This is a genomic window from Yonghaparkia sp. Soil809 (assembly GCF_001429705.1).
Lineage (GTDB): Bacteria > Actinomycetota > Actinomycetes > Actinomycetales > Microbacteriaceae > Microcella.
The window spans coordinates 46,351-69,484 of the sequence record NZ_LMSV01000002.1; the positions used below are offsets into that span (position 1 = coordinate 46,351).

Sequence of the window (23,134 nt, forward strand, 5' to 3'; positions counted from 1 at the left end):
CGGAGCCCGCACCATGACCATCACCCCGATCGACCTCACCCAGCGACTCGCCGGGAAGGTCGCCGTCATCACGGGCGGCGCGAGCGGCATCGGCTTCGCGACCGCGAGGCGCTTCGCCGCGGAGGGCGCGCGCGTCGTCATCGGCGACATGAACCCGGAGGCCGGCGAGGCCGCCGCGGCCGAGGTCGACGGGCTCTTCGTGCAGGTCGACGTGACCGACGAGGCCCAGGTCAACGCACTCTTCGACACGGCGGTCGCGACCTACGGCTCGCTCGACATCGCCTTCAACAACGCGGGAATCTCGCCGCCCGACGACGACTCGATCGAGACGACCGAGCTGCCGGCATGGGACAGGGTGCAGGACGTCAATCTCAAGAGCGTCTACCTCTGCTCGCGAGCCGCGCTGCGCCACATGGTCGCCCAGCAGTCGGGCTCGATCATCAACACCGCGTCGTTCGTCGCCGTCATGGGCAGCGCCACCAGTCAGATCTCGTACACCGCATCGAAGGGCGGCGTGCTCGCCATGACGCGCGAGCTCGGCGTGCAGTTCGCCCGCCAGGGCATCCGCGTCAACGCCCTGTGCCCGGGCCCCGTCAACACGCCCCTGCTGCAGGAGCTCTTCGCGAAGGACCCGGAGCGGGCGCAGCGCCGCCTCGTGCACATCCCCAAGGGCCGCTTCGCCGAGGCGGAGGAGCTCGCCGCCGCCGTCGCGTTCCTCGCGAGCGACGACGCGTCGTTCATCACCGGCTCGACCTTCCTCGTCGACGGCGGCATCAGCGCCGCGTACGTCACCCCGCTGTAGCGCCCGCCGATCATGACCGACCCCGCCCCGCCGCCCGAAGGGCTCGCGCTCGAGGCCTTCAGCCGACCGGTGCGGGGCGGCAACGCCTTCGAGGAGACCCTCGCCCGCCTCCTGCAGCTCATCCGGCTGGGGGTCGTGCCGCCGGGGGAGGCCCTCGCTCCCGAGCGCGAGCTCGCCGCGCGGCTCGAGGTCAGTCGCGACACCGTGCGCGAGGCGATCCGGGCGCTCGCCGAGGCCGGCTACGTCGAGTCGCGGCGGGGCCGCTACGGCGGTACGTTCGTGCGCGAGCCGCTCCCGCACCCCGAGGACGGGCCGGGGGAGCGCGTGTCTGCCGACGAGGTGCGGGATGCCCTGCTCGTGCGCGACGTGCTCGAGGTCGGCGCGGCGAGGGCAGCGGCATCCACGCCTCTGACGGCGGCGCAGCGCGACGATCTGGCGACCCGCATGCGCGAGGTCGCCGCCGCGGAGGGCGCGGAGTACCGCCGGCTCGACTCGCGGCTGCACCTCACCCTCGGCGAGCTCGCCGGGAGCCCCACGCTCGTGTCGCTGCTCGCCGACAACCGGATGCGGGTCAACACCCTGCTCGATCGGATCCCGCTGCTGCCGCCCAACATCGCGCACTCCAACGAGCAGCACGAGCGCATCGTGTGGGCCGTGCTGTCGGGCGACGCGGACGGCGCCGCGGCCGCGATGACCGAGCACCTCGAGGGCACGGCGTCGCTGCTGCGCGGGTTCCTGGCGTAGGCGGCAGGCGCGTCGGCCCCCGGCAGGCGCGTCGGTCCGTCGGGCGCGGCTCAGGCGAGGTGCGCGCGCGCGAACGCGACCGTCTCGCGCAGCTCGGCCAGGCGCGCGGCGTCGTCGCGGCCGCAGTGCCGCGTGTTGAGCTCGGCGACGACATCGCCCGCGAACCCGCTCGCCGCGAGGTGGCGCAGCAGCGCCGCGACCGGCTGTCCGCCGCGGCCCGGGACGAGGTGCGCGTCGACGAGCAGCCCCCCGGCGTCGGGCGCGGCGGCGTCGCACAGGTGCACATGATGAAGCCGGTCGCCCCACGCGCGCGCGAGATCGAGCGCCGAGACGCGTGCCATGCTCGCGTGCGAGACGTCGAGCACGAGGCGGTCGACGGCGAGCTCGCCCGGGTTCCAGTGCGGCGCGAACGCGTCGCGCGTGCGGCCGCCCGCCGCGACGGGGAACATGTTCTCGACCGCGACGGTCACCCCCGTCGCGGTGGCGGTCTCGGCGACGGCGTCCTCGAACGCGGCGGCCCACCGGCCCTGCCAGCGCCAGGGCGGGTGGGCGACGACCGTGGCCGCTCCCAGCTCGGCGGCGAGGGCGGCGGCGCGCTGCAGCTTCGTGCGCGGGTCGCGCCCGAAGACGAGGGTGCTGAAGAGCAGGACGGGGGCGTGGATGCTCAGCACGGGCATCCCGTACCGCGACGACAGCGCGCCGATCGCCCGGGCGCTCTGCGTGGCCGGGTCGCTCGTGATCATGATCTCGAGGCCGTCGAACCCGGCCTCGCGCGACAGACGGAACGCGGGCTCGAGCCGCCGTGGGAGCACGCTCGTGGTGCCCATGCCGACGCGGATCACGCGGCCAGCCTAGGGCCGGTCGTCGAACGCTCGGCCTCCCGGGCCGTGCACGATCGCTGACTCGATGAGGTCGAGGGTCGACGCGAGGCGGGCGGAGCGCTCGTCGTCGGAGTACCGGCCGGAGCCGAGCAGTACCGCGAGACCGTGAACGGTGGACCAGGCGAAGGTGAACTGCGCCTGCAGCGTCGCGGCATCCGTCGCGGGCAGCACGGCGCGGTACAGCTCCCAGCCCGAGGGGGAGTCGGGCCGGGGTGGCGCGATCGAGACGGGGAGGAAGGCGGCGGAGAAGAGCTCGGGGTCATCGAGTGCGATCTCGACGTACGCGGCACCGAGCGCGCGCAGTCGGTCGAGGGGCGCGCCCTCCGCGACATCGGGGCGGTCGGCGATCTGCTGCGCGAACTCCTCCCTGGCGCGCTGGGAGACGACGGCCAGAAGCGCATCGGCGGAAGGGTAATGGCGATAGGCGGCCATGGGCGAGACGCCGAGCTGCTTCGCGATGCCACGAACGCTCAGCCCGGCCGCTCCCTCGGCCCGTGCGATCGCGAGGCCGGTGTCGGCGAGGGCTCGGGCGAGATCCCCATGGTGATACCTGCCGGGCTCCCGCATCATGTTTACATGATATACATAGCCCGATGTGTGCACCGCATACATTGGGTCGAGCGCCTCGCCTGCCCCGAATCGAGAAGAGAGAGCCCCATGACCGCACCCGCTCGTAACCTCCTGCCGGCCCTCGGCCCCCGCCTCGACGGCACGACCGCTCTCATCACGGGAGGCACCGACGGCGTGGGCGCCGCGCTCGCCCTCCAGCTCCGTGATCGCGGCGCGCACGTCATCGTCATCGGCCGCTCGGCCGAGAAGGCCCGTGCTCTCATCGACCGGTCGGATGCCGCGTCGAGCTCCGGCTCGCTGACGGCGCGCACGGTCGACTTCTCGCTCATGCGGTCGGTCGAGCAGGCGGTGGACGCTCTCGCCGACGACATCGATCGCATCGACATCCTCGTGCAGGGCGTCGGCGTCTTCCTCTCGCACGTCGAGCACACCGCCGAGGGCGTCGAGCTCGATTTCGCGGTGAGCTACCTCGCGCGCTTCGTCCTCCTCGAGCGCGCCGCGACGCGCGGGCTCATCGGTCCGGGCACGAGGCTCCTCTCGCTCGCTGCGACGAGCCCCACGACGCCGGGATTCGCACGGGTGGAGTTCGACGACCTCGACGCGGTGACCGCTCGCACCGGTTTCCGCGGGCACGCAGCGGCGCAGACCGCGAACGACCTCCTCGTCGCCGCGGCTTCCGCGCGGTACGGGGTCGCGGCCATGGGGTACGGGCCCGGCAACGTGCGCACGGGCATCCTGCGCGCTCAGCCCTGGTGGTTCCGCACTCTCGTAGGACTCTTCCCGAAGCGCGAGCCGCAAGCGGTCGCCGAGCAGCTCGTCTCCCTGCTCACCGACGCGAGCTGGAGCTCCGAGACGGCCGGATGGGCGGGCAGGCGCGGCCGCTTCGAGATCGCGCCGTTCATCGCGGACGAGCGCCGGCAGCGCGATCTCGTCGCCGCGAGCGAGGAGCTCCATCGCCGGGCCCTCGCCGCCCCGATCCCGGCGGTCGGGTCGACGCAATTCTGAGAGAACGGTGATATTCGGCTGATACCGTAGCGAGCCGGCCGGGCGCGCGAGCGCCGGGGTCGTGATCGATACGGAACGAGCGTGCGGAAAGCGAGTGACATGAGCCAGCGAGAGGGCCGCTTCGACTTCGTCGTCGTCTCCAACCGACTCCCCGTCGACCGGGTGATCGAGGCGGACGGGACGACGAGCTGGCAGCGCTCTCCCGGGGGCCTCGTGACCGCCCTCGAGCCCGTCATGCGCGCGGCCGACGGCGCCTGGGTGGGCTGGCCGGGCAAGCCCGACGTCGAGGTAGAGCCGTTCGAGGCCGACGACATGCATCTCGTGCCGGTCGCGCTCACCTCCGGCGAGGTCGAGCGCTACTACGAGGGCTTCAGCAACGACACGCTCTGGCCGCTCTACCACGACGTGATCTCCCCGCCCGCCTATCACCGCGAGTGGTGGGAGACCTACAAGGAGGTCAACGAGCGCTTCGCCCGCGCGAGCGCCGAGGTCGCCGCACCGAACGCGACCGTCTGGGTGCAGGACTACCAGCTGCAGCTCGTGCCCGCGCTGCTGCGGGCGATGCGCCCCGATCTCACGATCGGCTTCTTCAACCACATCCCCTTCCCGCCGTACGGCATCTACTCGCAGCTGCCGTGGCGTCGCGCGATCGCCGAGGGCCTCCTCGGCGCCGACGTCATCGGCTTCCAGCGCTCCTCAGACGCGGCCAACTTCTTCAGCGCCGTTCGCCGCCTGTTCGGCTACGGCACCCGCAGCCCCGAGATCCGCGTGCCCGACGGCGCGGGCGGCCACCGGTCGGTCATCGCGAAGGCCTTCCCGATCTCGATCGACGTCGAGAGCTTCGAGGAGATCGCGCGGCGCCCCGAGGTCATCGAGCGGGCCCGGCAGATCCGCCAGGACCTCGGGAACCCGACGACGATCATGCTCGGCGTCGACCGCCTCGACTACACCAAGGGCATCGGCCACCGGCTCAAGGCGTTCGGCGAGCTGCTGCGCGACCGCTCCGTCAGCACGGAGGACGTCACGCTCGTGCAGGTCGCGAGCCCGAGCCGTGAGCGCGTGGAGGCGTACATGCAGCTGCGCGACGAGATCGAGCTCACCGTCGGCCGGCTCAACGGCGACTTCTCCACCATCAGCCACCCGGCGATCGCATACCTCCACCACGGGTACCCGCGCGAGGAGATGGTGGCGCTCTACCTCGCCGCCGACGTCATGCTCGTCACGGCCCTGCGCGACGGCATGAACCTCGTCGCGAAGGAGTACGTCGCCTGCCGGCACGACGAGGACGGCGTGCTCATCCTCAGCGAGTTCGCCGGCGCGGCCGACGAGCTGCGCAACGCCCTCCTGGTGAACCCCCACGACATCGAGGGCATCAAGGAGGCCATGCTGCAGGCGATCGAGATGCCCAAGCGCGAGCGCTCGACCCGCATGCGGGCGCTGCGCCGCCGCGTGCGCGAGAACGACGTCGCCCGCTGGTCGCAGACCTTCCTCGACACGCTCCGCCACGTCGGGCACCGCTGAGCGATGGGCGACCGCAGCGCAGTAGCCGGCTCGGCGGCCGGTCGCGACCTCGATCAGAACCTCGATCCGGACCTCATCAGCGCCCTCGAGCGCGTCGCCGAGGCCCCGACGCTCCTCATCGCGCTCGACTTCGACGGCACGCTCGCACCGCTCGTCGACGACCCTGACGACTCCCGTGCCCTCCCCGCCGCCCGCACCGCCCTCGACGCGCTGGGCGCGCTCCCCGGCACGATCGTCGCCCTGGTCTCGGGTCGGTCGCTCGAGAGCCTCACGCGCGTCGCCGAGGCGCCCGACGACCAGCCGCTCGTCGGCTCGCACGGCCTCGAGGTGCGCTTCGCGGCGGCGGATGCCCGCCCCGCCGTCGACGACGCCGATGCCGCCCGCGTGGCCGCGCTCCGATCGCGGCTCGAGCCCCTCGTCGCCGCCGTGCCGGGGGCCTGGATCGAGCCGAAGCCCGCCGGCCTCGCCGTGCACTCCCGCCGCGTCGACGACCCCGACGCCGTGGGCGCCCTCGTCGAGGCGGTGCATGCCGAGGCGGCCGCCGTCGACGACGCCCTCACCGTCCGCGACGGCCGCGACGTGGTCGAGTTCGCCGTGCGGGACGCGACCAAGGGCGACGGCCTCCGCGCGCTCGTCGAGCGCTTCGAGCCCGACGCGGTGCTCTTCGCGGGGGATGACGTGACCGACGAGGACGCCCTCGCCGTGCTCGGCCCGCGGGACCTCGGGATCAAGGTGGGCGAGGCCGCGTCCAGCGCCCGGGCGCGCGTGGCCGACCCGGAGCAGCTGGCGGTCGCGCTCGCGCACCTCCTCCGATCGCGTGAGAGCTTCTCAGGCGACGCTCGGTAAACTGGGGGGCGAGAGCGCCGGAACCGACGCCAGCCCTCTCCCGCCCGTGCCGCACCGACACTCGAGGGAGGACCCATGCTCGTCCTCCTCGCGCTGTTCGGAATCGCGGCCCTCCTGCTCGCCCCGCTCACGCGAGCGCTCACGAACCGCGTGTTCCTCGTGGCGGCCCTCGTCCCGCTGGGGGCCTTCGGCCATGCGCTCGTCGTCGGCCCGGGCATCCTCTCGGGGGGCCCGCTCGTCGAGCGCGCCGCGTGGGTCCCGCAGCTGCAGCTGACCCTCGATCTCGTCATGGACCCGCTGTCGTGGGTCATGACGCTCGTCGTCACGGGCGTGGGCGCGCTCGTGCTGCTCTACTGCGCGGCGTACTTCCGCAGCGACAGCGAGGGCATCGGTCGCTTCGCGGCGACGCTCACCGCGTTCGCCGGCGCCATGTACGGGCTCGTGCTGTCGGAGGACGTCTTCCTGCTCTTCGTCTTCTGGGAGCTCACGAGCGTGCTCTCCTACCTCCTGATCGGCCACTACCAGGGCCGCAGGGCGAGCCGCGGCGCGGCCCTGCAGGCGCTCATCACGACGACGCTCGGCGGGCTCGTCATGCTCGTGGGCCTGGTCCTGCTCGCCCAGCAGGCCGGCAGCGCGAGCATCCCCGTCATCATCGCGACGGCGCCCGAGGGGGCGCTCACGACGACGGCGATCATCCTCGTCCTCGTCGGCGCGCTGTCGAAGTCGGCGATCCTGCCCTTCCACTTCTGGCTGCCCGGCGCGATGGCCGCCCCGACGCCCGTGAGCGCCTACCTTCACGCCGCCGCGATGGTGAAGGCGGGCGTCTACCTCATCGCGCGCTTCGCGCCGGCCTTCGCCGAGACCCCCTCGTGGCGCGAGATCCTCGTCGTGCTCGGGCTCGCCACCATGATCCTCGGCGGCTGGGTCGCCCTCCGGCAGACCGACCTCAAGCTCCTGCTCGCCTACGGCACGGTCAGCCAGCTCGGCCTTCTCGTCGTGATCACCGGGTGGGGCACGCGCGACGCCGCGCTCGCCGCGCTCGCCCTGCTCGTCGCCCACGCGCTGTTCAAGTCGACGCTCTTCCTCGTCGTCGGCATCATCGACCACGGCGCCGGCACCCGCGATCTGCGCGCGCTCTCCGGGCTCGGGCGGCGCGCCCCCGTGCTCGCCGCGATCGCGGCCCTCGCCCTCGCCTCGATGGCGGGCCTTCCGCCGCTGTTCGGCTTCGTCGCGAAGGAGGCGGTCCTGCACGCGCTGCTCGTCGACGCGCTCGGCGGCGCGGACCTCGCCGCGATCGCGGTCGCGGGCGTCGTCGCCGGGTCCGCGCTCACGGCGGCCTACAGCATCCGTTTCTTCTGGGGCGCCTTCGCGACGAAGGGCGGCGTCGACGACGTGGAGGATCTCGATCACGTCGGTCCGGGGTTCCTCCTCGCGCCCGCCGTGCTCGCGGTCGCCGGGCTCGCGCTCGGCCCGCTCGCCGCGCTCGCCGACGCCGGGGTCGCCCCCTCCGCCGATGGGCTCCCGGCCGGGGTCGCCCCGAGCGCCCCGAGCGGATCGGGGGAGGTCTACCACCTCGCGCTCTGGCACGGGCCGACGCTCGAGCTCGGGCTCTCCCTCCTCGCGATCCTCGCCGGCGTCGCGATCTTCCTGGCGCGCGAGCCGATCGCCCGACTGCACGCGCGCGTGCACAGCCCGGTCAGCGCGTCGGAGCTCTACTGGGACGTCGTGGGCGGCGTCGACCGCCTCGCCGTGCGCGTGACGAGCCTCACCCAGCGCGGCTCGCTGCCGTTCTACCTCGGCGTCATCCTCGTCGTGTTCGTCGCCGGCACGGGCGCCACCCTGCTCATCGGCTCGAGCGGGCCCGGCGAGGTGCGCCTGTGGGACACCCCCGCCCAGGTCGCGATCGCCGTCATCATGGTCGCCTCCGCGGTCGCGGCGACGCGCGCGCAGAAGCGCTTCACCGCCGTCCTCGTCGTCGGCGTCACCGGCTTCGGCATGTCGGCGCTCTTCTCGATCATGGGCGCGCCCGACCTCGCGATCACGCAGATCCTCGTCGAGCTCGTGACCCTCATCGCGTTCGTCCTCGTCCTGCGGCGTCTGCCGGCCCAGCTCGGCGACCGGCACGGCAGCACCCGGAAGGGCCTTCGCGCCCTCATCGCCGTCGCCGTCGGCGCGACGATGGGGGTCATCGCCCTCGTCGCCGCGGGTGCGCGCACCGAGGCGCCCATCTCGCTCGCCTGGCCCGAGCTCGCCTACGAGATCGGACACGGCCGAAACACCGTCAACGTGGCTCTCGTCGACCTCCGCGCGTGGGACACCCTCGGCGAGCTCGCCGTGGTCATCGCGGCGGCGACGGGCGTGGCGAGCCTGCTGTTCATCCGCGGCCGCGACGACGCCCTGCCGCGCCCGGCGCGCGGCCTCGTGCGTCGGCGCGTCGAGCAGCGGCTCGACCGCGTGCGCGAGCAGGGCCGCCCGGGCGAGCTGCGCAACGCGTGGATCCTCGCCGGGCCCTCGCTCGACCCCCGCAACCGCTCGATCCTGCTCGAGGTCGTCGTGCGCCTGACCTTCCACGCCACGGTCGTCGTCTCGATCTACCTGCTCTTCGCCGGGCACAACCTGCCCGGCGGCGGCTTCGCGGGAGGGCTCGTCGCCGGCCTCGCGCTCGTCGGGCGCTACCTCGCCGGAGGTCGCTACGAGCTCGGCGCCGCGGCGCCCGTCGGCGCGGGCGCGGTGCTCGGCACGGGCATGCTCCTCGCGGCCAGTACGGCAGCGATGCCGCTGATGCTGGGGGCGGATGCCCTGACCTCCGCGTTCGTCGAGACCGAGCTCCCCGTCCTCGGCCATGTCGAGTTCGTCACCTCGACGATCTTCGACGTCGGCGTCTACCTCGTCGTCGTCGGGCTCGTGCTCGACGTCCTCCGCAGCCTCGGCGCGGAGGTCGACCGGCAGGCCGACCCGGTCGAGCGCGCCATCGCCGCCGCGGGCTCCGCTCCTGCGGCAGTCAGCCCCCCGGCCGCCGCGGGCCCGCAGTCGGAGGGCCGCGCATGACCGTCTCGCTCGTCCTCGTGATCGTCATGTCCGCGATGTACGCGTGCGCCGTGTATCTGCTGCTCGAGCGGAGCCTCACCCGCGTGCTCCTCGGATTCCTGCTCGCGGGCAACGCGACCAACCTGCTGATCCTCATCATGGTCGGCGAGGCGGGCGTCGCTCCGATCTTCGACGAGTCGATCGAGGCGTCCGAGTACACCGATCCGCTGCCTCAGGCCCTCATCCTCACCGCGATCGTGATCACCTTCGCCGTCTCCTCCTTCCTGCTCGCGCTCATCTATCGCTCCTGGCGCCTGGCCAACGCCGACGACGTCAGCGACGACGCCGACGACCTCGCCCTGCGCGGCGGCGCCGTGCTCATCGCGGCGGAGGAGACCCTGCCGGAGTCGTCGACCACCGACTTCCCGCTCGAGGGCGAGGAGTCGCGATGACCGCCCTCGTCCCGCTCGTCGTCCTCGTGCCCCTGCTCGGAGCGGCCCTCACGCTGGTCGCCGGTCGCCGCCCGCAACCGCAGCGGGTCATCGCGATCGGCGCGCTCGTCATCGAGCTCGTCATCGGCATCGTCCTGCTCATCCACGTCGACCAGGTCGAGCCGCTCGTCATGGAGGTCGGAGGCTGGCAGGCGCCCTTCGGCATCGTGCTGGTCGTCGACCGACTCGCCGCGCTGATGATCGTCGTCTCCGCGATCGTGCTCCTCGCGGTCCTCGTCTTCTCGGTCGGGCAGGGTCTCGCCGACGGCGACGAGGAGACCCCCGTCTCGATCTACAACCCCACCTACCTGATCCTGACCACGGGCGTCATGATCGCCTTCATCGCCGGCGACCTGTTCAACCTCTACGTGGGCTTCGAGATCCTGCTCGTCTCCAGCTACGTGCTCATCACCCTCGGCGGCACCGAGTCGCGGATCCGGGCCGGCGTCACGTACGTGGTGGTGAGCCTGCTCTCCTCGCTGCTCTTCCTCGCGTCGATCGCGATGATCTACGGCGCGCTCGGAACCGTGACGATCGCGCAGATCGCGCAGCGCATCGGCGAGATCCCGGTCGACGTCCAGATCCTCCTGCACGTCATGCTGCTCGTCGCCTTCGGCATCAAGGCCGCCGTCTTCCCGCTGTCGTTCTGGCTGCCGGACTCCTATCCGACGGCGCCCGCACCGGTCACGGCGGCCTTCGCGGGCCTCCTCACCAAGATCGGCGTGTACGCGATCATCCGCGTCGAGACCGTCATCTTCCCCGGCCCCGAGCTCAACCCCGCTCTCATGGTGCTCGCGCTGCTCACGATGGTCGTCGGGGCGCTCGGAGCGGTCGCGCAGGCCGACATCAAGCGGATCCTCTCGTTCACGCTCGTCAGCCACATCGGCTACATGATCCTCGGCGTCGCCCTGGGCACCGTCGAGGGCACGGCGGCGGCGATCTTCTACATCGTCCATCACATCGTCGTGCAGACGACGCTCTTCCTCGCCGCGGGCCTCATCGAGCGCGAGGCGGGCAGCACCTCGATCACGCGCATCGGAGGACTGCTGGCGAGCGCCCCGCTGGTCGCGGCGCTGTTCTTCATCCCCGCCCTCAATCTGGGCGGCATCCCGCCCTTCTCCGGCTTCCTCGGCAAGCTCGGCCTGTTCCAGGCCGCCGCCCAGCAGGGGGATGCCCTGGCCTACGCGCTCATCGGCGCCGGAGCCCTCGTCTCCCTCCTCACCCTCTACGCGCTCGTGCGCGTCTGGAACCTCGCGTTCTGGCGCTCGGCCGATGCGGTGGAGGGCGATGAATCGCGACTCCTGCGCTCGGTGGAGGAGGCGCCTCTGAACACCTCGACGGTCTCGGGCGCCCGAACCACCCCTCGGCTCATGACCCTGTCGACGGCGGGGATGGTCGCCGTCGGGCTCGCTCTGACGGTGTTCGCCGGGCCGGTCTACGGCGTCGCGAGCCGCGCGGGTGAGAATCTCGACGGCCCGGGCGCCTACATCCAGCTCGTCTTCCCCGGCTCCAGCGAGGGGGCCGAGCTCGAGTGACCGATCACGACTCCCGCGTGCTCGAGCGAGAGCGCGTGCCACTGCGACAGCAGGTTCCGCTCCTCGTCGCGCTCGTCCTGCTCTGGATGATGCTGTGGGGCTCCGTGACGCCGCTCACGATCCTCACCGGGGTCGTCGTGGCTCTCGTCGTCACGCGCACGCTGTACCTTCCGCCGGTCGCGCTCTCCGGTCGCTTCCACCTCGGATGGGCGCTGGTCTTCCTCGCCCGCTTCGCCGTCGATCTCGTCGTCGCCTCGGTCCAGGTCGCCTGGTTCGCGTTCCGACCGCGCGGCGTGCGGCGCAACGCAGTCATCCGTGTCGATCTGACGACCCGCAGCGACCTCGTGCTGACGGGCACGGCGCTCGCCGTCTCGCTCGTCCCCGGATCCGTCGTGCTCGAGGTCGATCGACCGAACTCGGTGCTCTACGTGCACGCGCTCGGGGTCGACTCGACCGAGCGCGTGGAGCGCACGCGCGCGCACGTGCTCGACTGCGAGCGGCGGCTGCTGCGGGCGATCGGCTCGCACGAGGAATGGGAGGCGGTGCGATGAGCGTCCTCATCATCATCGCGAGCGCGATCCTGTCCGTCGCCGCGATCGTCGCCCTGTGGCGGGTCGTCCGCGGCCCGAGCACCGTCGACCGCGTCATCGGCTCCGACGTGCTGCTGACGACGCTCACCCTCGTCGTCGGGACCGAGATGGTCGCGACGGGCCACACGCGCACGATCCCGCTCATGGTCGTGCTGGCCGCGACCGCTCTCCTCGGCACGGTCGCCGTCGCCCGCTTCGTCACCCGACCCGAGGGGACGGCCACGAGCACGGCGGCCACCGGGCCCGCCTCGGCGCAGCCCGACGACACCGAGAAGGGGATGAGCTGATGGTCGACGCCGAGCCCTGGGCCAGCATCCTCGACATCGCCGCGGGCGTCCTGCTCGTCGGCGGGGCGATCCTGTCGCTCGCCGCCGCCGTCGGACTCGTCCGCTTCCCCGATGCCCTCAGCCGGCTGCACGCCGCGACGAAGCCGCAGATCCTCGGCCTCGTGCTCGTCGTCCTCGCTCTCGCCCTCAGCCAGCGCAGTTGGGCGGCGCTGCTCCTGCTCACCCCCGTGATCGTGCTGCAGATGCTCACCGCGCCGATCGCGGCGCACATGGTGGGCCGCGCCGGATACCGCACGGGTGACTTCGACGCCTCGACGCTCGTGGTCGACGAGCTGGCGGCGGATGTCGCGGACGCTGGCCGCTCGGACCTCCCCGGTTCGTCCGATCCGATCGATCGCCCGGTCGGGAATGCGGCCCGCCCCGGACCGTCAGAAGAGCCCCCCGCCGAGGCATAAACTCTGTCCATGGCGGAGATCGATCACAAGCCCCGTTCGCGCGTCGTCACCGATGGGATCGAGGCGACCACCTCGCGCGGCATGCTGCGCGCCGTCGGCATGGGCGACGACGACTGGGACAAGGCGCAGGTCGGCATCGCGAGCTCGTGGAACGAGATCACGCCGTGCAACCTCTCGCTCGGCCGGCTCGCCCAGGCCGCCAAGGAGGGCGTGCATGCCGCCGGCGGCTACCCGCTGCAGTTCGGCACCGTGAGCGTCTCCGACGGCATCTCGATGGGCCACGAGGGCATGCACTTCTCGCTCGTGAGCCGCGAGGTCATCGCCGACAGCGTCGAGACCGTCATGCAGGCAGAGCGCCTGGACGGCTCCGTCCTGCTCGCCGGCTGCGACAAGTCCATCCCCGGCATGCTCATGGCCGCCGCCCGCCTCGACCTCGCGAGCGTCTTCCTCTACGCGGGCTCCATCGCGCCGGGCTGGGTCAAGCTCAGCGACGGCACCGAGAAGCCCATCACCATCATCGATTCCTTCGAGGCGGTCGGCGCGGTCAAGGCCGGCAAGATGAGCCCGGAGGACGCCCACCGCATCGAGTGCGCCTTCGCTCCGGGCGAGGGCGCGTGCGGCGGCATGTACACCGCGAACACCATGGCCTCCGTCGCCGAGGCGCTCGGCCTGAGCCTGCCCGGCTCGGCGAGCCCCGCGAGCTACGACCGCCGGCGCGACATGTACGCCCACCGCTCGGGCGAGGCCGTCGTGAACCTCCTGAAGAAGGGCATCACCGCCCGGCAGATCCTGACCAAGGAGGCGTTCGAGAACGCCGTGACCGTGGCGATGGCGCTCGGCGGCTCGACGAACGTCGTGCTGCACATCCTCGCCATCGCGAACGAGGCCGAGGTGCCCTTCACGCTCGACGACTTCAACCGCATCGGCAACCGCGTGCCCCACATCGGCGACCTCAAGCCCTTCGGCAAGTACGTCATGAACGACGTCGACCGCCAGGGCGGGCTGCCCGTGCTGCTGAAGGCGCTCCTCGACGCGGGCCTGCTGCACGGCGACGTCATGACCGTGACGGGCAGGACGATGGCCGAGAACCTCGCCGAGCTGAACCCCGACCCGCTCGACGGCGAGGTGCTCCGCTCGCTCGAGAACCCCATCCATGCCACGGGCGGCATCACGATCCTCCACGGGTCCTTCGCTCCCGAGGGTGCGGTCGTGAAGACGGCCGGATTCGACGCCGCCGTCTTCGAGGGCCCGGCCCGCGTCTTCGAGCGCGAGCGCGCCGCGATGGACGCCCTGACCAACGGCGAGATCTCCGCCGGGGATGTCGTCGTCATCCGCTACGAGGGACCCAAGGGCGGCCCCGGCATGCGCGAGATGCTCGCGATCACGGCCGCCATCAAGGGGGCTGGGCTCGGAAAAGATGTACTACTCTTGACCGACGGTCGATTCTCAGGCGGCACAACCGGACTGTGCATCGGCCACATAGCTCCCGAAGCGGTCGACGCTGGTCCGATCGCCTTCGTGCGCGATGGTGATCTCATACGGGTCGATATCGCTGCTCGCTCCCTCGACCTACTGGTCGACGCAGACGAGCTGGAGGCGCGCCGCACCGGCTGGGCGCCCCTGCCTCCGCGCTACACCCGTGGCGTTCTCGCCAAGTACTCGAAGCTCGTGCGCTCCGCTGCGGAGGGCGCGGTCACCGGGTAGTCAGGCGCTCACCCTTCCTCGCACACGACCTCAGGACTCCTTCATGCCTCCGGAATCGACCCCCGTGCCGGGCCCGTCCGCGCCCTCCCGCTCCGAGCCGCCCGTGCTCACCGGGTCGGGCGCCATCCTCGCCTCGCTCGAGAAGCTCGGCGTCACCGACGTGTTCGGCCTCCCCGGCGGCGCCATCATGCCGTTCTACGACGAGCTCATGGCCTCGACCGCCATCCGCCACATCCTCGTCCGGCACGAGCAGGGCGCCGGTCACGCCGCCGAGGGCTACGCCGCCGCGAGCGGCCGCCTCGGCGTCTGCATCGCGACCTCCGGCCCCGGCGCGACCAACCTCGTCACCGCGATCGCGGACGCCTACATGGACTCCGTCCCGCTCCTCGCGATCACCGGCCAGGTCTTCTCGACCTCGATGGGGACGGACGCGTTCCAGGAGGTCGACATCACGGGCATCACGATGCCCATCACGAAGCACTCCTTCCTCGTCACGAAGCCCGAGGACGTCCCCGGCGTGCTCGCCGCGGCCGTGCACATCGCCACGACGGGCCGCCCCGGCCCCGTGCTCGTCGACATCACGAAGGACGCCCAGCAGAAGTCGGCGCCGTTCCTCTGGCCGCCGAAGATCGACCTCCCCGGCTACCGCCCGGTGACGAAGGCGCACGGCAAGCAGATCAACGCCGCCGCCCAGCTCATCGCCGAGTCGCGCCGCCCCGTGCTCTACGTCGGCGGCGGCGTCATCCGCGCCGGCGCGCACGCCGAGCTCCTGCGCTTCGCGGAGGAGACCGGCGCGCCCGTCGTCACGACGCTCATGGCGCGCGGCGCGTTCCCCGACTCGCACCAGCAGAACCTCGGCATGCCCGGGATGCACGGCACCGTCCCCTCGGTGCTCGCCCTCCAGGAGAGCGACCTGCTCATCGCCCTCGGCGCCCGCTTCGACGACCGCGTCACCGGCAAGGTGAGCGAGTTCGCCCCGCACGCCAAGGTCATCCACGTCGACATCGACCCGGCCGAGATCGGCAAGATCCGCGCCGCGGACGTCCCGATCGTCGGCGACGCCCGCGAGGTGCTGATCGACCTGCTGCCCGCCTACCGCGACGCGGCGAAGACGGCGAAGCCCGACTTCTCCGACTGGTGGAAGCGCATCGAGAGCCTCCGCACCCAGTACCCGCTCGGCTACACGATGCCCGACGACGGCCTCCTGTCGCCGCAGTGGGTGATCGAGAAGATCGGCGAGCTCTCCGGCCCCGAGGCCGTCTACGCCGCGGGCGTCGGCCAGCACCAGATGTGGGCCGCGCAGTTCATCAAGTACGAGCGACCCGGCGCGTGGCTGAACTCCGGCGGTGCCGGGACGATGGGCTACGCCGTACCCGCCGCGATGGGCGCGAAGGTCGCCCAGCCTGATCGCCTGGTGTGGGCGATCGACGGCGACGGCTGCTTCCAGATGACCAATCAGGAGCTCGCGACCTGCACGATCAACGAGATCCCGATCAAGGTCGCCGTCATCAACAACTCCTCGCTCGGCATGGTCCGCCAGTGGCAGACGCTGTTCTACGACGGGCGCCACTCGTTCACCGACCTCAACACCGGGCACGACACGGCGATGGTGCCCGACTTCATCAAGCTCGCCGACGCGTACGGCGCCCTGGGCATCCGCGTCACGAAGCCGGAGGAGGTCGAGCCGGCCATCCGCCTCGCGATGGAGACCAACGACCGCCCCGTCGTCATCGACTTCGTCGTCAGCCGCGACGCCATGGTGTGGCCGATGGTGCCGCAGGGCGTCGGCAACTCGCAAGTGCAGTACGCGCGCGACCACGCGCCCGAGTGGGAGAGGGAGTAACCCATGTCGCACCACGTGCTCTCGCTCCTCGTCGAGGACAAGCCCGGTCTGCTCACGCGCGTCGCGGGGCTCTTCGCCCGCCGCGGGTTCAACATCATCTCGCTCGCCGTCGGCACGACGGAGGTGCCGGGTCTCTCCCGCATCACCGTCGTCGTGGATGTCGAGGGCCTGCCCCTGGAGCAGGTCACCAAGCAGCTCAACAAGCTCGTCAACGTCCTCAAGATCGTCGAGCTCGACGCGACCCAGTCGGTGCAGCGCGAGCACATGCTCATCAAGGTGCGCGTCGACGCCACGACCCGGTCGCAGATCCTCGAGGCGGCGACGCTGTTCCGCGCGCGCATCGTCGACGTCGCGACCGACGCGCTCGTGATCGAGGTCACGGGCGACACCGCCAAGGTCGAGGCCCTGCTGCGCGTGCTCGAGCCCTACGGCATCAAGGAGATCGCGCAGTCCGGCCTGCTCGCCATGGGCCGCGGCTCGAAGAGCATCAGCGAGCGCGTCCTCAAGAACTCGTGACGTCCGCCCCGGACGCCGCACGGACATCCCCCCGACCCCACACCACAAGGAGACAACTCTCGTGACCGAGATCTACTACGACAAGGACGCCGACCTCGCTCTCATCCAGAGCAAGAAGGTCGCGATCGTCGGCTACGGCTCGCAGGGCCACGCCCACGCGCAGAACCTGCGCGACTCGGGCGTCGAGGTCGTCATCGCGCTCAAGGAGGGCTCGAAGTCGGTCGCCAAGGCGCACGAGGACGGCTTCACCGTCAAGACCGTCGCCGACGCCGCCGAGTGGGCCGACGTCATCATGATCCTCGCGCCCGACCAGCACCAGCGCGCCATTTACAGCGAGAGCATCCAGGGTGCCCTCAAGCCGGGCAAGACGCTCGCCTTCGCGCACGGCTTCAACATCCGCTTCGGCTACATCGACGCCCCCGAGGGCGTCGACGTCATCCTCGTCGCCCCCAAGGCCCCCGGCCACACGGTGCGCCGCGAGTTCGTCGCCGGCCGCGGGATCCCCGACATCGTCGCCGTCGAGCGCGACACCACGGGCCACGCGTGGGATCTCGCGCTCTCGTACGCGAAGGCCATCGGCGGCACCCGCGCGGGCGTCATCAAGACGACCTTCACGGAGGAGACCGAGACCGACCTCTTCGGCGAGCAGGCCGTGCTCTGCGGCGGCACCTCGCAGCTCGTGCAGTACGGCTTCGAAGTGCTCACCGAGGCCGGATACCAGCCCGAGATCGCCTACTTCGAGGTTCTGCACGAGCTCAAGCTCATCGTCGACCTCATGTGGGAGGGCGGCATCGCCAAGCAGCGCTGGAGCGTCAGCGACACGGCCGAGTACGGCGACTACGTCTCCGGCCCGCGCGTCATCGACCCCTCGGTGAAGGAGAACATGCAGGCCGTTCTCGCCGACATCCAGTCGGGCGCGTTCGCCAAGCGCTTCATCGCCGACCAGGACGCCGGCGCCCCCGAGTTCCGCGAGCTGCGCGCCAAGGGCGAGCAGCACCCGATCGAGGAGACGGGCCGCAAGCTGCGCGCCCTCTTCGCGTGGAAGCAGCAGGATGCGGACTACGTCGACGGCAGCGCTGCGCGCTGACGTCGCCGCAGTCCGCAATGCGGACGCGGTGCTTGCCGGTTCCGATGCGCAAGCGCATCGGAACATCGACGGCTCTGCCGCGCGCTAGTCGCTCGCACGATCGAGGCCGGTCGCCCTTCGGGGCGGCCGGCCGTCGTCTTTGCGCCCGCCTCAGCAGCTAGCGCGGGGGAGAGGCGCGGTCGGCGCCGTGCTCCGGCCCGTACTCGTCCTTCCAGCGCACGGTCGGCTCGGCCTGCGGGCGCGGGCCGCGTCGCCCCGTCACGATCCACCACGGACCGAGCCCGCCGGCTCCGGCCGCCGCGAGCATGGTCGCCGCGATGAGCCACAGCGCCCCGACCGCGACCGGCGCGACGAGCAGCCGCCCGAGCGGTCGGCCGTGCCGCAGCCGGCCCTCGAGCCCGACCGCGGCCCACATGACCCGCGCCGCAGCAGGTGGATGCCGTTGTCGACGAGCGCGACGCGGAACAGGTCGTCGGCGATGCGCCGGCGCGGCAGGCGAACGGCGCGGTCACCGGGAAGTCGCGCCCCATCCGGCACATCAGCGGCACGCCCGTGATCGGTCGCCCGTCGACGGTGATGAACGGCATGGACCCCCCTGCCGACCGACGCTAGCCGCTGCCCCCGACGCTCAGCGGGCATCGTCCCGAGGGTCGATAGGGTGGCCGCATGACCGCCGACCGCCGCGAGGACGCCCTCGACTGGGGCGACCCCGACGACCCGAGCTGGGTCGACCCGGGCCGCGACGAGCCCTCCGACGATGTGCCGGCCGACGAGGTCGCCGCCGACGAGCCGCTCGCGCCGGGCGATGAGGGGGCGGATGCCCGCGACGGCGTCGCCGCGCCCGTCGCGACCGCGGCATCCGCCGCCGATCGGCGCCGCACCGCCGTGACGGCGGCGACGGGCCTGCTCGCCGGGGTGTACCTCGCCTACTCGGTCGGCTGGATCCTGTCGATCGGCGCGCTCCCGCTGACGGGTGCGACGCTGCTCATCGAGGTGATGTACCAGTTCGGCGAGTTCCTCGCGATCATCGCGTGCGCGCTGTGGTTCGGCACCGTCATGGCGCTCACCCGCGGCGGCCGCCCTGCCGTGCGCATCGGCTGGCTCGCGCTCGGCACGCTCGTGCTCGTGCCGTGGCCGCTGCTCATCGGGGTGCTCTCGTGAGCCGCGTCGCCCGCATCGCCGTGACGGTCGTGCTGGGGCTCCTCGCGGCGTGGTTCCTGTTCGACGGCATCTCGAACCTGCTCGCCTTCCCGCAGCAGCTCGAGGCGCTCGGGGTCGCCGAGCGGACCCCCTGGGTGATCCTGTGGGCGAGCGTGCTGCTGCCCCCGCTGATCTTCGCCGGCGCGGCCGTCGTCGCGCGCCGCCAGCCGCTCGCGCGCTACACGCTCGTGCTCATCGTCGCCCTGTGCGTCATCGCGACGAGCCGCCTCAGCCTGATTGCCGCCGCGGGCGCTTCGGTCAGCCTCGCGTGAGCGGCGGGGACGCCGTCAGCCCAGCGACACCCACAGCGCCACGGCGATGAGCGCGACCTGCGCGATGAGCCGCGGCCAGAACGGCACCGCGATGCGCCCGAACCGCTCGGGGTGCCTCGCGGCGTACGCGTTCGCGGGGAACACGCAGACGAGGAACACGGCGAGGGCGATGCCCGCGGCGACGCGCGTCGGCTCCCACAGCAGCCCCAGCCCCCCGGCGATCTCGCACACGCCGGTGATCCAGACCAGCCAGCGGGCGGACAGGGGGCGGTCCCGCAGAGCGGGCGGGATGATCGCGGCCATCCCGCGCTCGAGCACGGGCACGAAGTGGAGGGCGCCCATGGCGATGAACAGCACCGCCGTGATCGCGCGCGCGAGCTCGACGGGCGTCATGGCCGCCATTCTGCCTGCGATACCCTGAGAGCACCGATCGCCCCCGACGGAGCGCGGCGATCGCACACCACCACCACCACTCCTCGTTTCGCGTACCCCTGCGTAAGGACGTCCTCGTGACCAAGCCGGTTGTGCTCATCGCCGAAGAACTCTCTCCCGCCACGGTCGACGCCCTCGGGCCCGACTTCGAGATCCGCCAGGTCGACGGCACCGACCGCTCGGCGCTGCTGTCGGCCCTCGCCGATGCGAGCGCGGTGCTGATCCGCTCGGCGACGCAGATGGACGCCGAGGCGATCGCCGCCGGCCGTCGGCTGAAGGTCATCGCCCGCGCGGGCGTGGGCCTCGACAACGTCGACGTGAAGGCGGCGACCACGGCGGGTGTGATGGTCGTGAACGCCCCGACCTCCAACGTCATCTCGGCCGCCGAGCTCGCCGTCGGGCACCTGCTCGCGCTCGCCCGGCACATCCCGGACGCGAACGCCTCGATGAAGCGCGGCGAGTGGAAGCGCTCGGCCTTCACCGGCATCGAGCTGTACGAGAAGACCGTCGGCGTCGTCGGCCTCGGCCGCATCGGCACGCTCGTCGCCCAGCGCCTCGCCGGCTTCGGCGTCGAGCTCGTCGGCTACGACCCCTTCGTCCCGCCGGCGCGCGCCCAGCAGCTCGGCGTGACCCTCCTGAGCCTCGATGAGCTCATGGAGCGCAGCGACTTCATCACCATCCACATCCCGAAGACGCCCGAGACGACCAACCTCATCGGCGCGGCGCAGTTCGCGAAGGCCAAGCCCTCCCTGCGGATCGTCAACGCCAGCCGCGGCGGCATCATCGACGAGGATGCCCTGCGCGAGGCGCTCGCGACCGGCCGCATCGCCGGCGCCGGCCTCGACGTCTTCGTCTCCGAGCCGCCCGTCGGCTCGCCCCTCCTCGACCTCCCCACCATCCAGCTCACCCCGCACCTCGGAGCGTCGACGGACGAGGCGCAGGAGAAGGCGGGCGTCTCGGTCGCGAAGTCGGTGCGCCTCGCGCTCGATGGCGAGCTCGTGCCCGACGCCGTCAACGTTGCGGGAGGCGTGATCGACCCGAGCGTGCGCCCGGGCATCCCGCTCATGGAGAAGCTCGGCCAGGTGTTCGCGAGCCTTGCGGACCACGCCTTCGCGAGCATCGACGTCGAGGTCCGCGGCGAGATCGTCGAGCACGACGTCAACGTGCTCAAGCTCGCCGCTCTCAAGGGCATCTTCGGCCGCATCTCCAGCGAGCAGGTCAGCTACGTCAACGCCCCGCTGCTCGCCGAGCAGCTCGGCGTCGCCGTGCGCCTCATCACCGACGCCACGAGCGAGGAGTACCGCAACCTCCTCACGATCCGCGGCGCGCTCGCGGACGGCACGCAGCTGTCGGTCTCCGGCACCCTCGTGGGCGCGAAGCAGGCGCAGAAGATCGTCGAGATCAACGGCTACGACGTCGAGGTGCCGATGGCCGAGCACTTCATCGTCATGCTCTACACCGACCGCCCGGGAATCGTCGCGGTCTACGGCAAGGAGTTCGGCGAGGCGCAGATCAACATCGCCGGCATGCAGATCGCCCGCCACGAGGCCGGCGGCCCGGCGCTGAGCGTCCTCACGGTCGACTCCCGCGTTCCGGACGAGCTCCTCGAGCGCGTGCGCGCCGCCATCGACGCGACCGTCATGCGCGAGATCACGATCGTCGAGGGCTGACGCGGCGCCGCCGCGCGCACGAGAACGGCGCCGCTCCCGTGGGGGGCGGCGCCGTCGTCGTGCGGGGCGTGGGGGCTGCGCGATCTACACGATCTCGTCGCGACGCGTCACGCGATCGCCCGTGACCGGGTCGACCGTGGTGTGCGAGGTCGACGTCGTGCGACGACGACTCATCAGCACGACGCCGATGATGACCGTCACGACGCCGGCGACCATCAGGATGTACCCGATCGTCGACAGCTCGATCCAATCGAGGCTGACGTTCACAGCGAAGGCGAGGATCGCCCCCAGCGCGAACATGAAGATTCCGAATCCGATGCTCATGGCGGAGCTCCTTCCGTATCCGGGAGCGAACCTAGCGTTAGCTGGATGCTTCGCGAAAGCCCTTCGCCTCCGGGAGGGCCCCGCAGGCGGTAGCCTGAAGAGGCCCCCTCGCCCGTCATTCCGGGGATCCGAGGGTCAAGCTGTGAATCAGCCGTACCGCCCCCCGACCGGGGGTCGAACGCCCCGTCCGCCACGCAGGAAGGCCCTCATGACCTCGACCATCGATCTGGCCGTCATCCCCGGAGACGGCATCGGCCCCGAGGTCACCGCCGAGGCGCTCGCCGTTCTCCGCGCGGCGGTCGGCGGCGAGGTCGAGATCACCGAGACCGAGTACTTCCTCGGCGCCGAGCACTACCTGGCCACCGGCGAGATCCTGCACGACGAGACCATGGAACGCCTCGCGCGCCACGACGCGATCCTGTTCGGCGCCGTCGGCGGCGATCCGCGGGATGCCCGGCTCGCGGGCGGCCTCATCGAGCGCGGTCTCCTGCTCCGGCTGCGGTTCGCGTTCGACCACTACGTGAACCTGCGCCCCACGACGCTCTTCCCCGGGGTCGTCTCGCCCCTGTCGAACCCCGGCGAGGTCGACTTCGTCGTCGTGCGCGAGGGCACCGAGGGTCCCTACGTGGGCAACGGCGGGAGCATCCGCGTCGGGACCCCGCACGAGATCGCGAACGAGACGAGCGTGAACACCGCGTTCGGCGTGGAGCGCGTCGTGCGCTTCGGCTTCGCCCAGGCCGCGGCGCGCAGCGGCCGGCTCACGCTCGTGCACAAGACCAACGTGCTCGTGAACGCCGGCTCGCTCTGGCAGCGCACGGTCGACCGCGTGGCCGCGGAGTTCCCCGACGTGCGCGTGGACTACCTGCACGTCGACGCCGCGACGATCTTCCTGGTCACCAACCCGGCGCGCTTCGACGTCATTGTGACCGACAACCTCTTCGGCGACATCCTGACCGACCTGGCCGGCGCCATCAGCGGCGGCATCGGGCTCGCGGCCTCGGGGAACATCAATCCCGACCGCGCCTTCCCGAGCATGTTCGAGCCCGTGCACGGCTCGGCCCCCGACATCGCCGGGCAGCAGAAGGCGGACCCGACGGCGGCCATCCTCTCGGCCGCCCTGCTGCTCGACCACCTCGGGCACCGGGAGGCAGCCGCGCGCATCACCGCGGCGGTCGCGGCCGACCTCGCCGGTCGCGGCTCCGAGCGTCGCTCGACGCGTCAGGTGGGGGAGGCCATCCTCGCCGCGCTCGGCCGCTAGACCACGGGGCCCGCGGGCCCGACCTGCTCCGCGCCCGCGGCGGAGTAGCCTGAACCCACACTCCACCGTCGGAG

Annotated in this window: 25 protein-coding genes; 20 read left to right on the plus strand and 5 right to left on the minus strand. The window is 71.8% G+C overall.

Annotation, left to right across the window (positions count from 1 at the left end):
- Positions 1-13 precede the first annotated feature (13 nt).
- The gene (locus ASG83_RS07810; protein WP_055859613.1) at positions 14-802 is read left to right on the plus strand and encodes a 3-oxoacyl-ACP reductase; all 789 of its coding nucleotides are present in this window, start codon (positions 14-16) and stop codon (positions 800-802) included.
- A 12-nt stretch (positions 803-814) separates the two neighbouring features.
- A complete protein-coding gene (locus ASG83_RS07815) occupies positions 815-1,546 on the plus strand; it encodes a FadR/GntR family transcriptional regulator (RefSeq protein ID WP_055859616.1) in 732 nt (243 codons plus the stop codon).
- Between the two features lie 50 nt (positions 1,547-1,596).
- Here ASG83_RS07815 and ASG83_RS07820 read toward each other — a convergent pair whose 3' ends face one another.
- Positions 1,597-2,388 (minus strand): sugar phosphate isomerase/epimerase, encoded by a 792-nt coding sequence (locus ASG83_RS07820; protein ID WP_082514978.1) that lies wholly within the window; start codon positions 2,386-2,388, stop codon positions 1,597-1,599.
- Between the two features lie 9 nt (positions 2,389-2,397).
- Positions 2,398-2,997, minus strand: coding sequence for a TetR/AcrR family transcriptional regulator (locus ASG83_RS07825; RefSeq protein WP_055859619.1), 600 nt, complete (start codon positions 2,995-2,997; stop codon positions 2,398-2,400).
- Positions 2,998-3,084: 87 nt separating this feature from the next.
- On the opposite strand from ASG83_RS07825, the gene ASG83_RS07830 reads away from it, so the two are divergent.
- The 13 genes from ASG83_RS07830 (at position 3,085) to ilvC (ending at position 17,904) form a co-directional block, all read left to right on the plus strand.
- Positions 3,085-4,002 (plus strand): SDR family NAD(P)-dependent oxidoreductase, encoded by a 918-nt coding sequence (locus ASG83_RS07830; RefSeq protein ID WP_055859622.1) that lies wholly within the window; start codon positions 3,085-3,087, stop codon positions 4,000-4,002.
- 99 nt (positions 4,003-4,101) lie between these two features.
- Positions 4,102-5,523: an alpha,alpha-trehalose-phosphate synthase (UDP-forming) gene (gene otsA / locus ASG83_RS07835; RefSeq protein ID WP_055859625.1), complete on the plus strand. Its 1,422-nt coding sequence runs from the start codon at positions 4,102-4,104 to the stop codon at positions 5,521-5,523.
- Positions 5,524-5,526: 3 nt separating this feature from the next.
- Complete coding sequence (gene otsB, locus ASG83_RS07840) at positions 5,527-6,369, plus strand: trehalose-phosphatase (RefSeq protein WP_082599163.1); 843 nt, start codon at positions 5,527-5,529, stop codon at positions 6,367-6,369.
- A gap of 75 nt (positions 6,370-6,444) precedes the next feature.
- Complete coding sequence (locus ASG83_RS07845; RefSeq protein ID WP_082599164.1) at positions 6,445-9,417, plus strand: Na+/H+ antiporter subunit A; 2,973 nt, start codon at positions 6,445-6,447, stop codon at positions 9,415-9,417.
- Positions 9,414-9,848 carry a Na(+)/H(+) antiporter subunit C gene (locus ASG83_RS07850; protein ID WP_055859627.1) on the plus strand — a complete coding sequence of 145 codons (435 nt, stop codon included), beginning with the start codon at positions 9,414-9,416 and terminating at the stop codon, positions 9,846-9,848. The genes ASG83_RS07845 and ASG83_RS07850 overlap by 4 nt, the downstream gene beginning before the upstream one ends.
- Positions 9,845-11,422: a Na+/H+ antiporter subunit D gene (locus ASG83_RS07855; protein WP_055859630.1), complete on the plus strand. Its 1,578-nt coding sequence runs from the start codon at positions 9,845-9,847 to the stop codon at positions 11,420-11,422. Before ASG83_RS07850 ends, ASG83_RS07855 begins: the two co-directional genes overlap by 4 nt.
- Entirely contained in the window at positions 11,419-11,973 is a 555-nt protein-coding gene (locus ASG83_RS07860) for a Na+/H+ antiporter subunit E (protein WP_082514982.1), read from the plus strand. The genes ASG83_RS07855 and ASG83_RS07860 overlap by 4 nt, the downstream gene beginning before the upstream one ends.
- Complete coding sequence (locus ASG83_RS07865) at positions 11,970-12,299, plus strand: monovalent cation/H+ antiporter complex subunit F (protein ID WP_082514983.1); 330 nt, start codon at positions 11,970-11,972, stop codon at positions 12,297-12,299. The genes ASG83_RS07860 and ASG83_RS07865 overlap by 4 nt, the downstream gene beginning before the upstream one ends.
- Complete coding sequence (gene mnhG, locus ASG83_RS07870) at positions 12,299-12,754, plus strand: monovalent cation/H(+) antiporter subunit G (RefSeq protein WP_082599165.1); 456 nt, start codon at positions 12,299-12,301, stop codon at positions 12,752-12,754. The genes ASG83_RS07865 and mnhG overlap by 1 nt, the downstream gene beginning before the upstream one ends.
- A 9-nt stretch (positions 12,755-12,763) precedes the next feature.
- A complete protein-coding gene (gene ilvD / locus ASG83_RS07875) occupies positions 12,764-14,458 on the plus strand; it encodes a dihydroxy-acid dehydratase (RefSeq protein WP_055859633.1) in 1,695 nt (564 codons plus the stop codon).
- A 43-nt stretch (positions 14,459-14,501) separates the two neighbouring features.
- The gene (locus tag ASG83_RS07880) at positions 14,502-16,301 is read left to right on the plus strand and encodes an acetolactate synthase large subunit (protein ID WP_055859636.1); all 1,800 of its coding nucleotides are present in this window, start codon (positions 14,502-14,504) and stop codon (positions 16,299-16,301) included.
- Positions 16,302-16,304: 3 nt separating this feature from the next.
- Positions 16,305-16,817, plus strand: coding sequence for an acetolactate synthase small subunit (gene ilvN / locus ASG83_RS07885; RefSeq protein ID WP_055859639.1), 513 nt, complete (start codon positions 16,305-16,307; stop codon positions 16,815-16,817).
- A gap of 61 nt (positions 16,818-16,878) precedes the next feature.
- A complete protein-coding gene (gene ilvC / locus ASG83_RS07890; RefSeq protein WP_055859642.1) occupies positions 16,879-17,904 on the plus strand; it encodes a ketol-acid reductoisomerase in 1,026 nt (341 codons plus the stop codon).
- Between the two features lie 157 nt (positions 17,905-18,061).
- Here ilvC and ASG83_RS07895 read toward each other — a convergent pair whose 3' ends face one another.
- Positions 18,062-18,319 carry a hypothetical protein gene (locus ASG83_RS07895; RefSeq protein WP_055859644.1) on the minus strand — a complete coding sequence of 86 codons (258 nt, stop codon included), beginning with the start codon at positions 18,317-18,319 and terminating at the stop codon, positions 18,062-18,064.
- A gap of 17 nt (positions 18,320-18,336) precedes the next feature.
- Between ASG83_RS07895 and ASG83_RS12810 the strand changes: the two genes are divergently transcribed.
- The 3 genes from ASG83_RS12810 to ASG83_RS07910 are packed head-to-tail and all read left to right on the plus strand — an operon-like array spanning position 18,337 to position 19,376.
- Positions 18,337-18,516 carry a hypothetical protein gene (locus ASG83_RS12810; RefSeq protein ID WP_055859647.1) on the plus strand — a complete coding sequence of 60 codons (180 nt, stop codon included), beginning with the start codon at positions 18,337-18,339 and terminating at the stop codon, positions 18,514-18,516.
- Between the two features lie 54 nt (positions 18,517-18,570).
- Positions 18,571-19,065, plus strand: coding sequence for a hypothetical protein (locus ASG83_RS07905; protein ID WP_055859651.1), 495 nt, complete (start codon positions 18,571-18,573; stop codon positions 19,063-19,065).
- Positions 19,062-19,376, plus strand: a complete 315-nt coding sequence (locus ASG83_RS07910; protein ID WP_055859654.1) for a hypothetical protein — start codon at positions 19,062-19,064, stop codon at positions 19,374-19,376. Before ASG83_RS07905 ends, ASG83_RS07910 begins: the two co-directional genes overlap by 4 nt.
- Positions 19,377-19,391: 15 nt before the next feature.
- Here the strand turns inward: ASG83_RS07910 and ASG83_RS07915 are convergent, their stop codons facing one another.
- On the minus strand, positions 19,392-19,769 hold the full coding sequence (locus ASG83_RS07915; RefSeq protein WP_235460136.1) for a hypothetical protein: 378 nt from the start codon (positions 19,767-19,769) through the stop codon (positions 19,392-19,394).
- Positions 19,770-19,885: 116 nt separating this feature from the next.
- On the opposite strand from ASG83_RS07915, the gene serA reads away from it, so the two are divergent.
- Entirely contained in the window at positions 19,886-21,478 is a 1,593-nt protein-coding gene (serA, locus tag ASG83_RS07920; RefSeq protein WP_055859659.1) for a phosphoglycerate dehydrogenase, read from the plus strand.
- Positions 21,479-21,562: 84 nt separating this feature from the next.
- Here the strand turns inward: serA and ASG83_RS07925 are convergent, their stop codons facing one another.
- Positions 21,563-21,802: a DUF6458 family protein gene (locus tag ASG83_RS07925; protein WP_055859663.1), complete on the minus strand. Its 240-nt coding sequence runs from the start codon at positions 21,800-21,802 to the stop codon at positions 21,563-21,565.
- A 208-nt stretch (positions 21,803-22,010) separates the two neighbouring features.
- On the opposite strand from ASG83_RS07925, the gene ASG83_RS07930 reads away from it, so the two are divergent.
- The gene (locus ASG83_RS07930; protein ID WP_055859666.1) at positions 22,011-23,060 is read left to right on the plus strand and encodes a 3-isopropylmalate dehydrogenase; all 1,050 of its coding nucleotides are present in this window, start codon (positions 22,011-22,013) and stop codon (positions 23,058-23,060) included.
- Positions 23,061-23,134 lie beyond the last annotated feature (74 nt).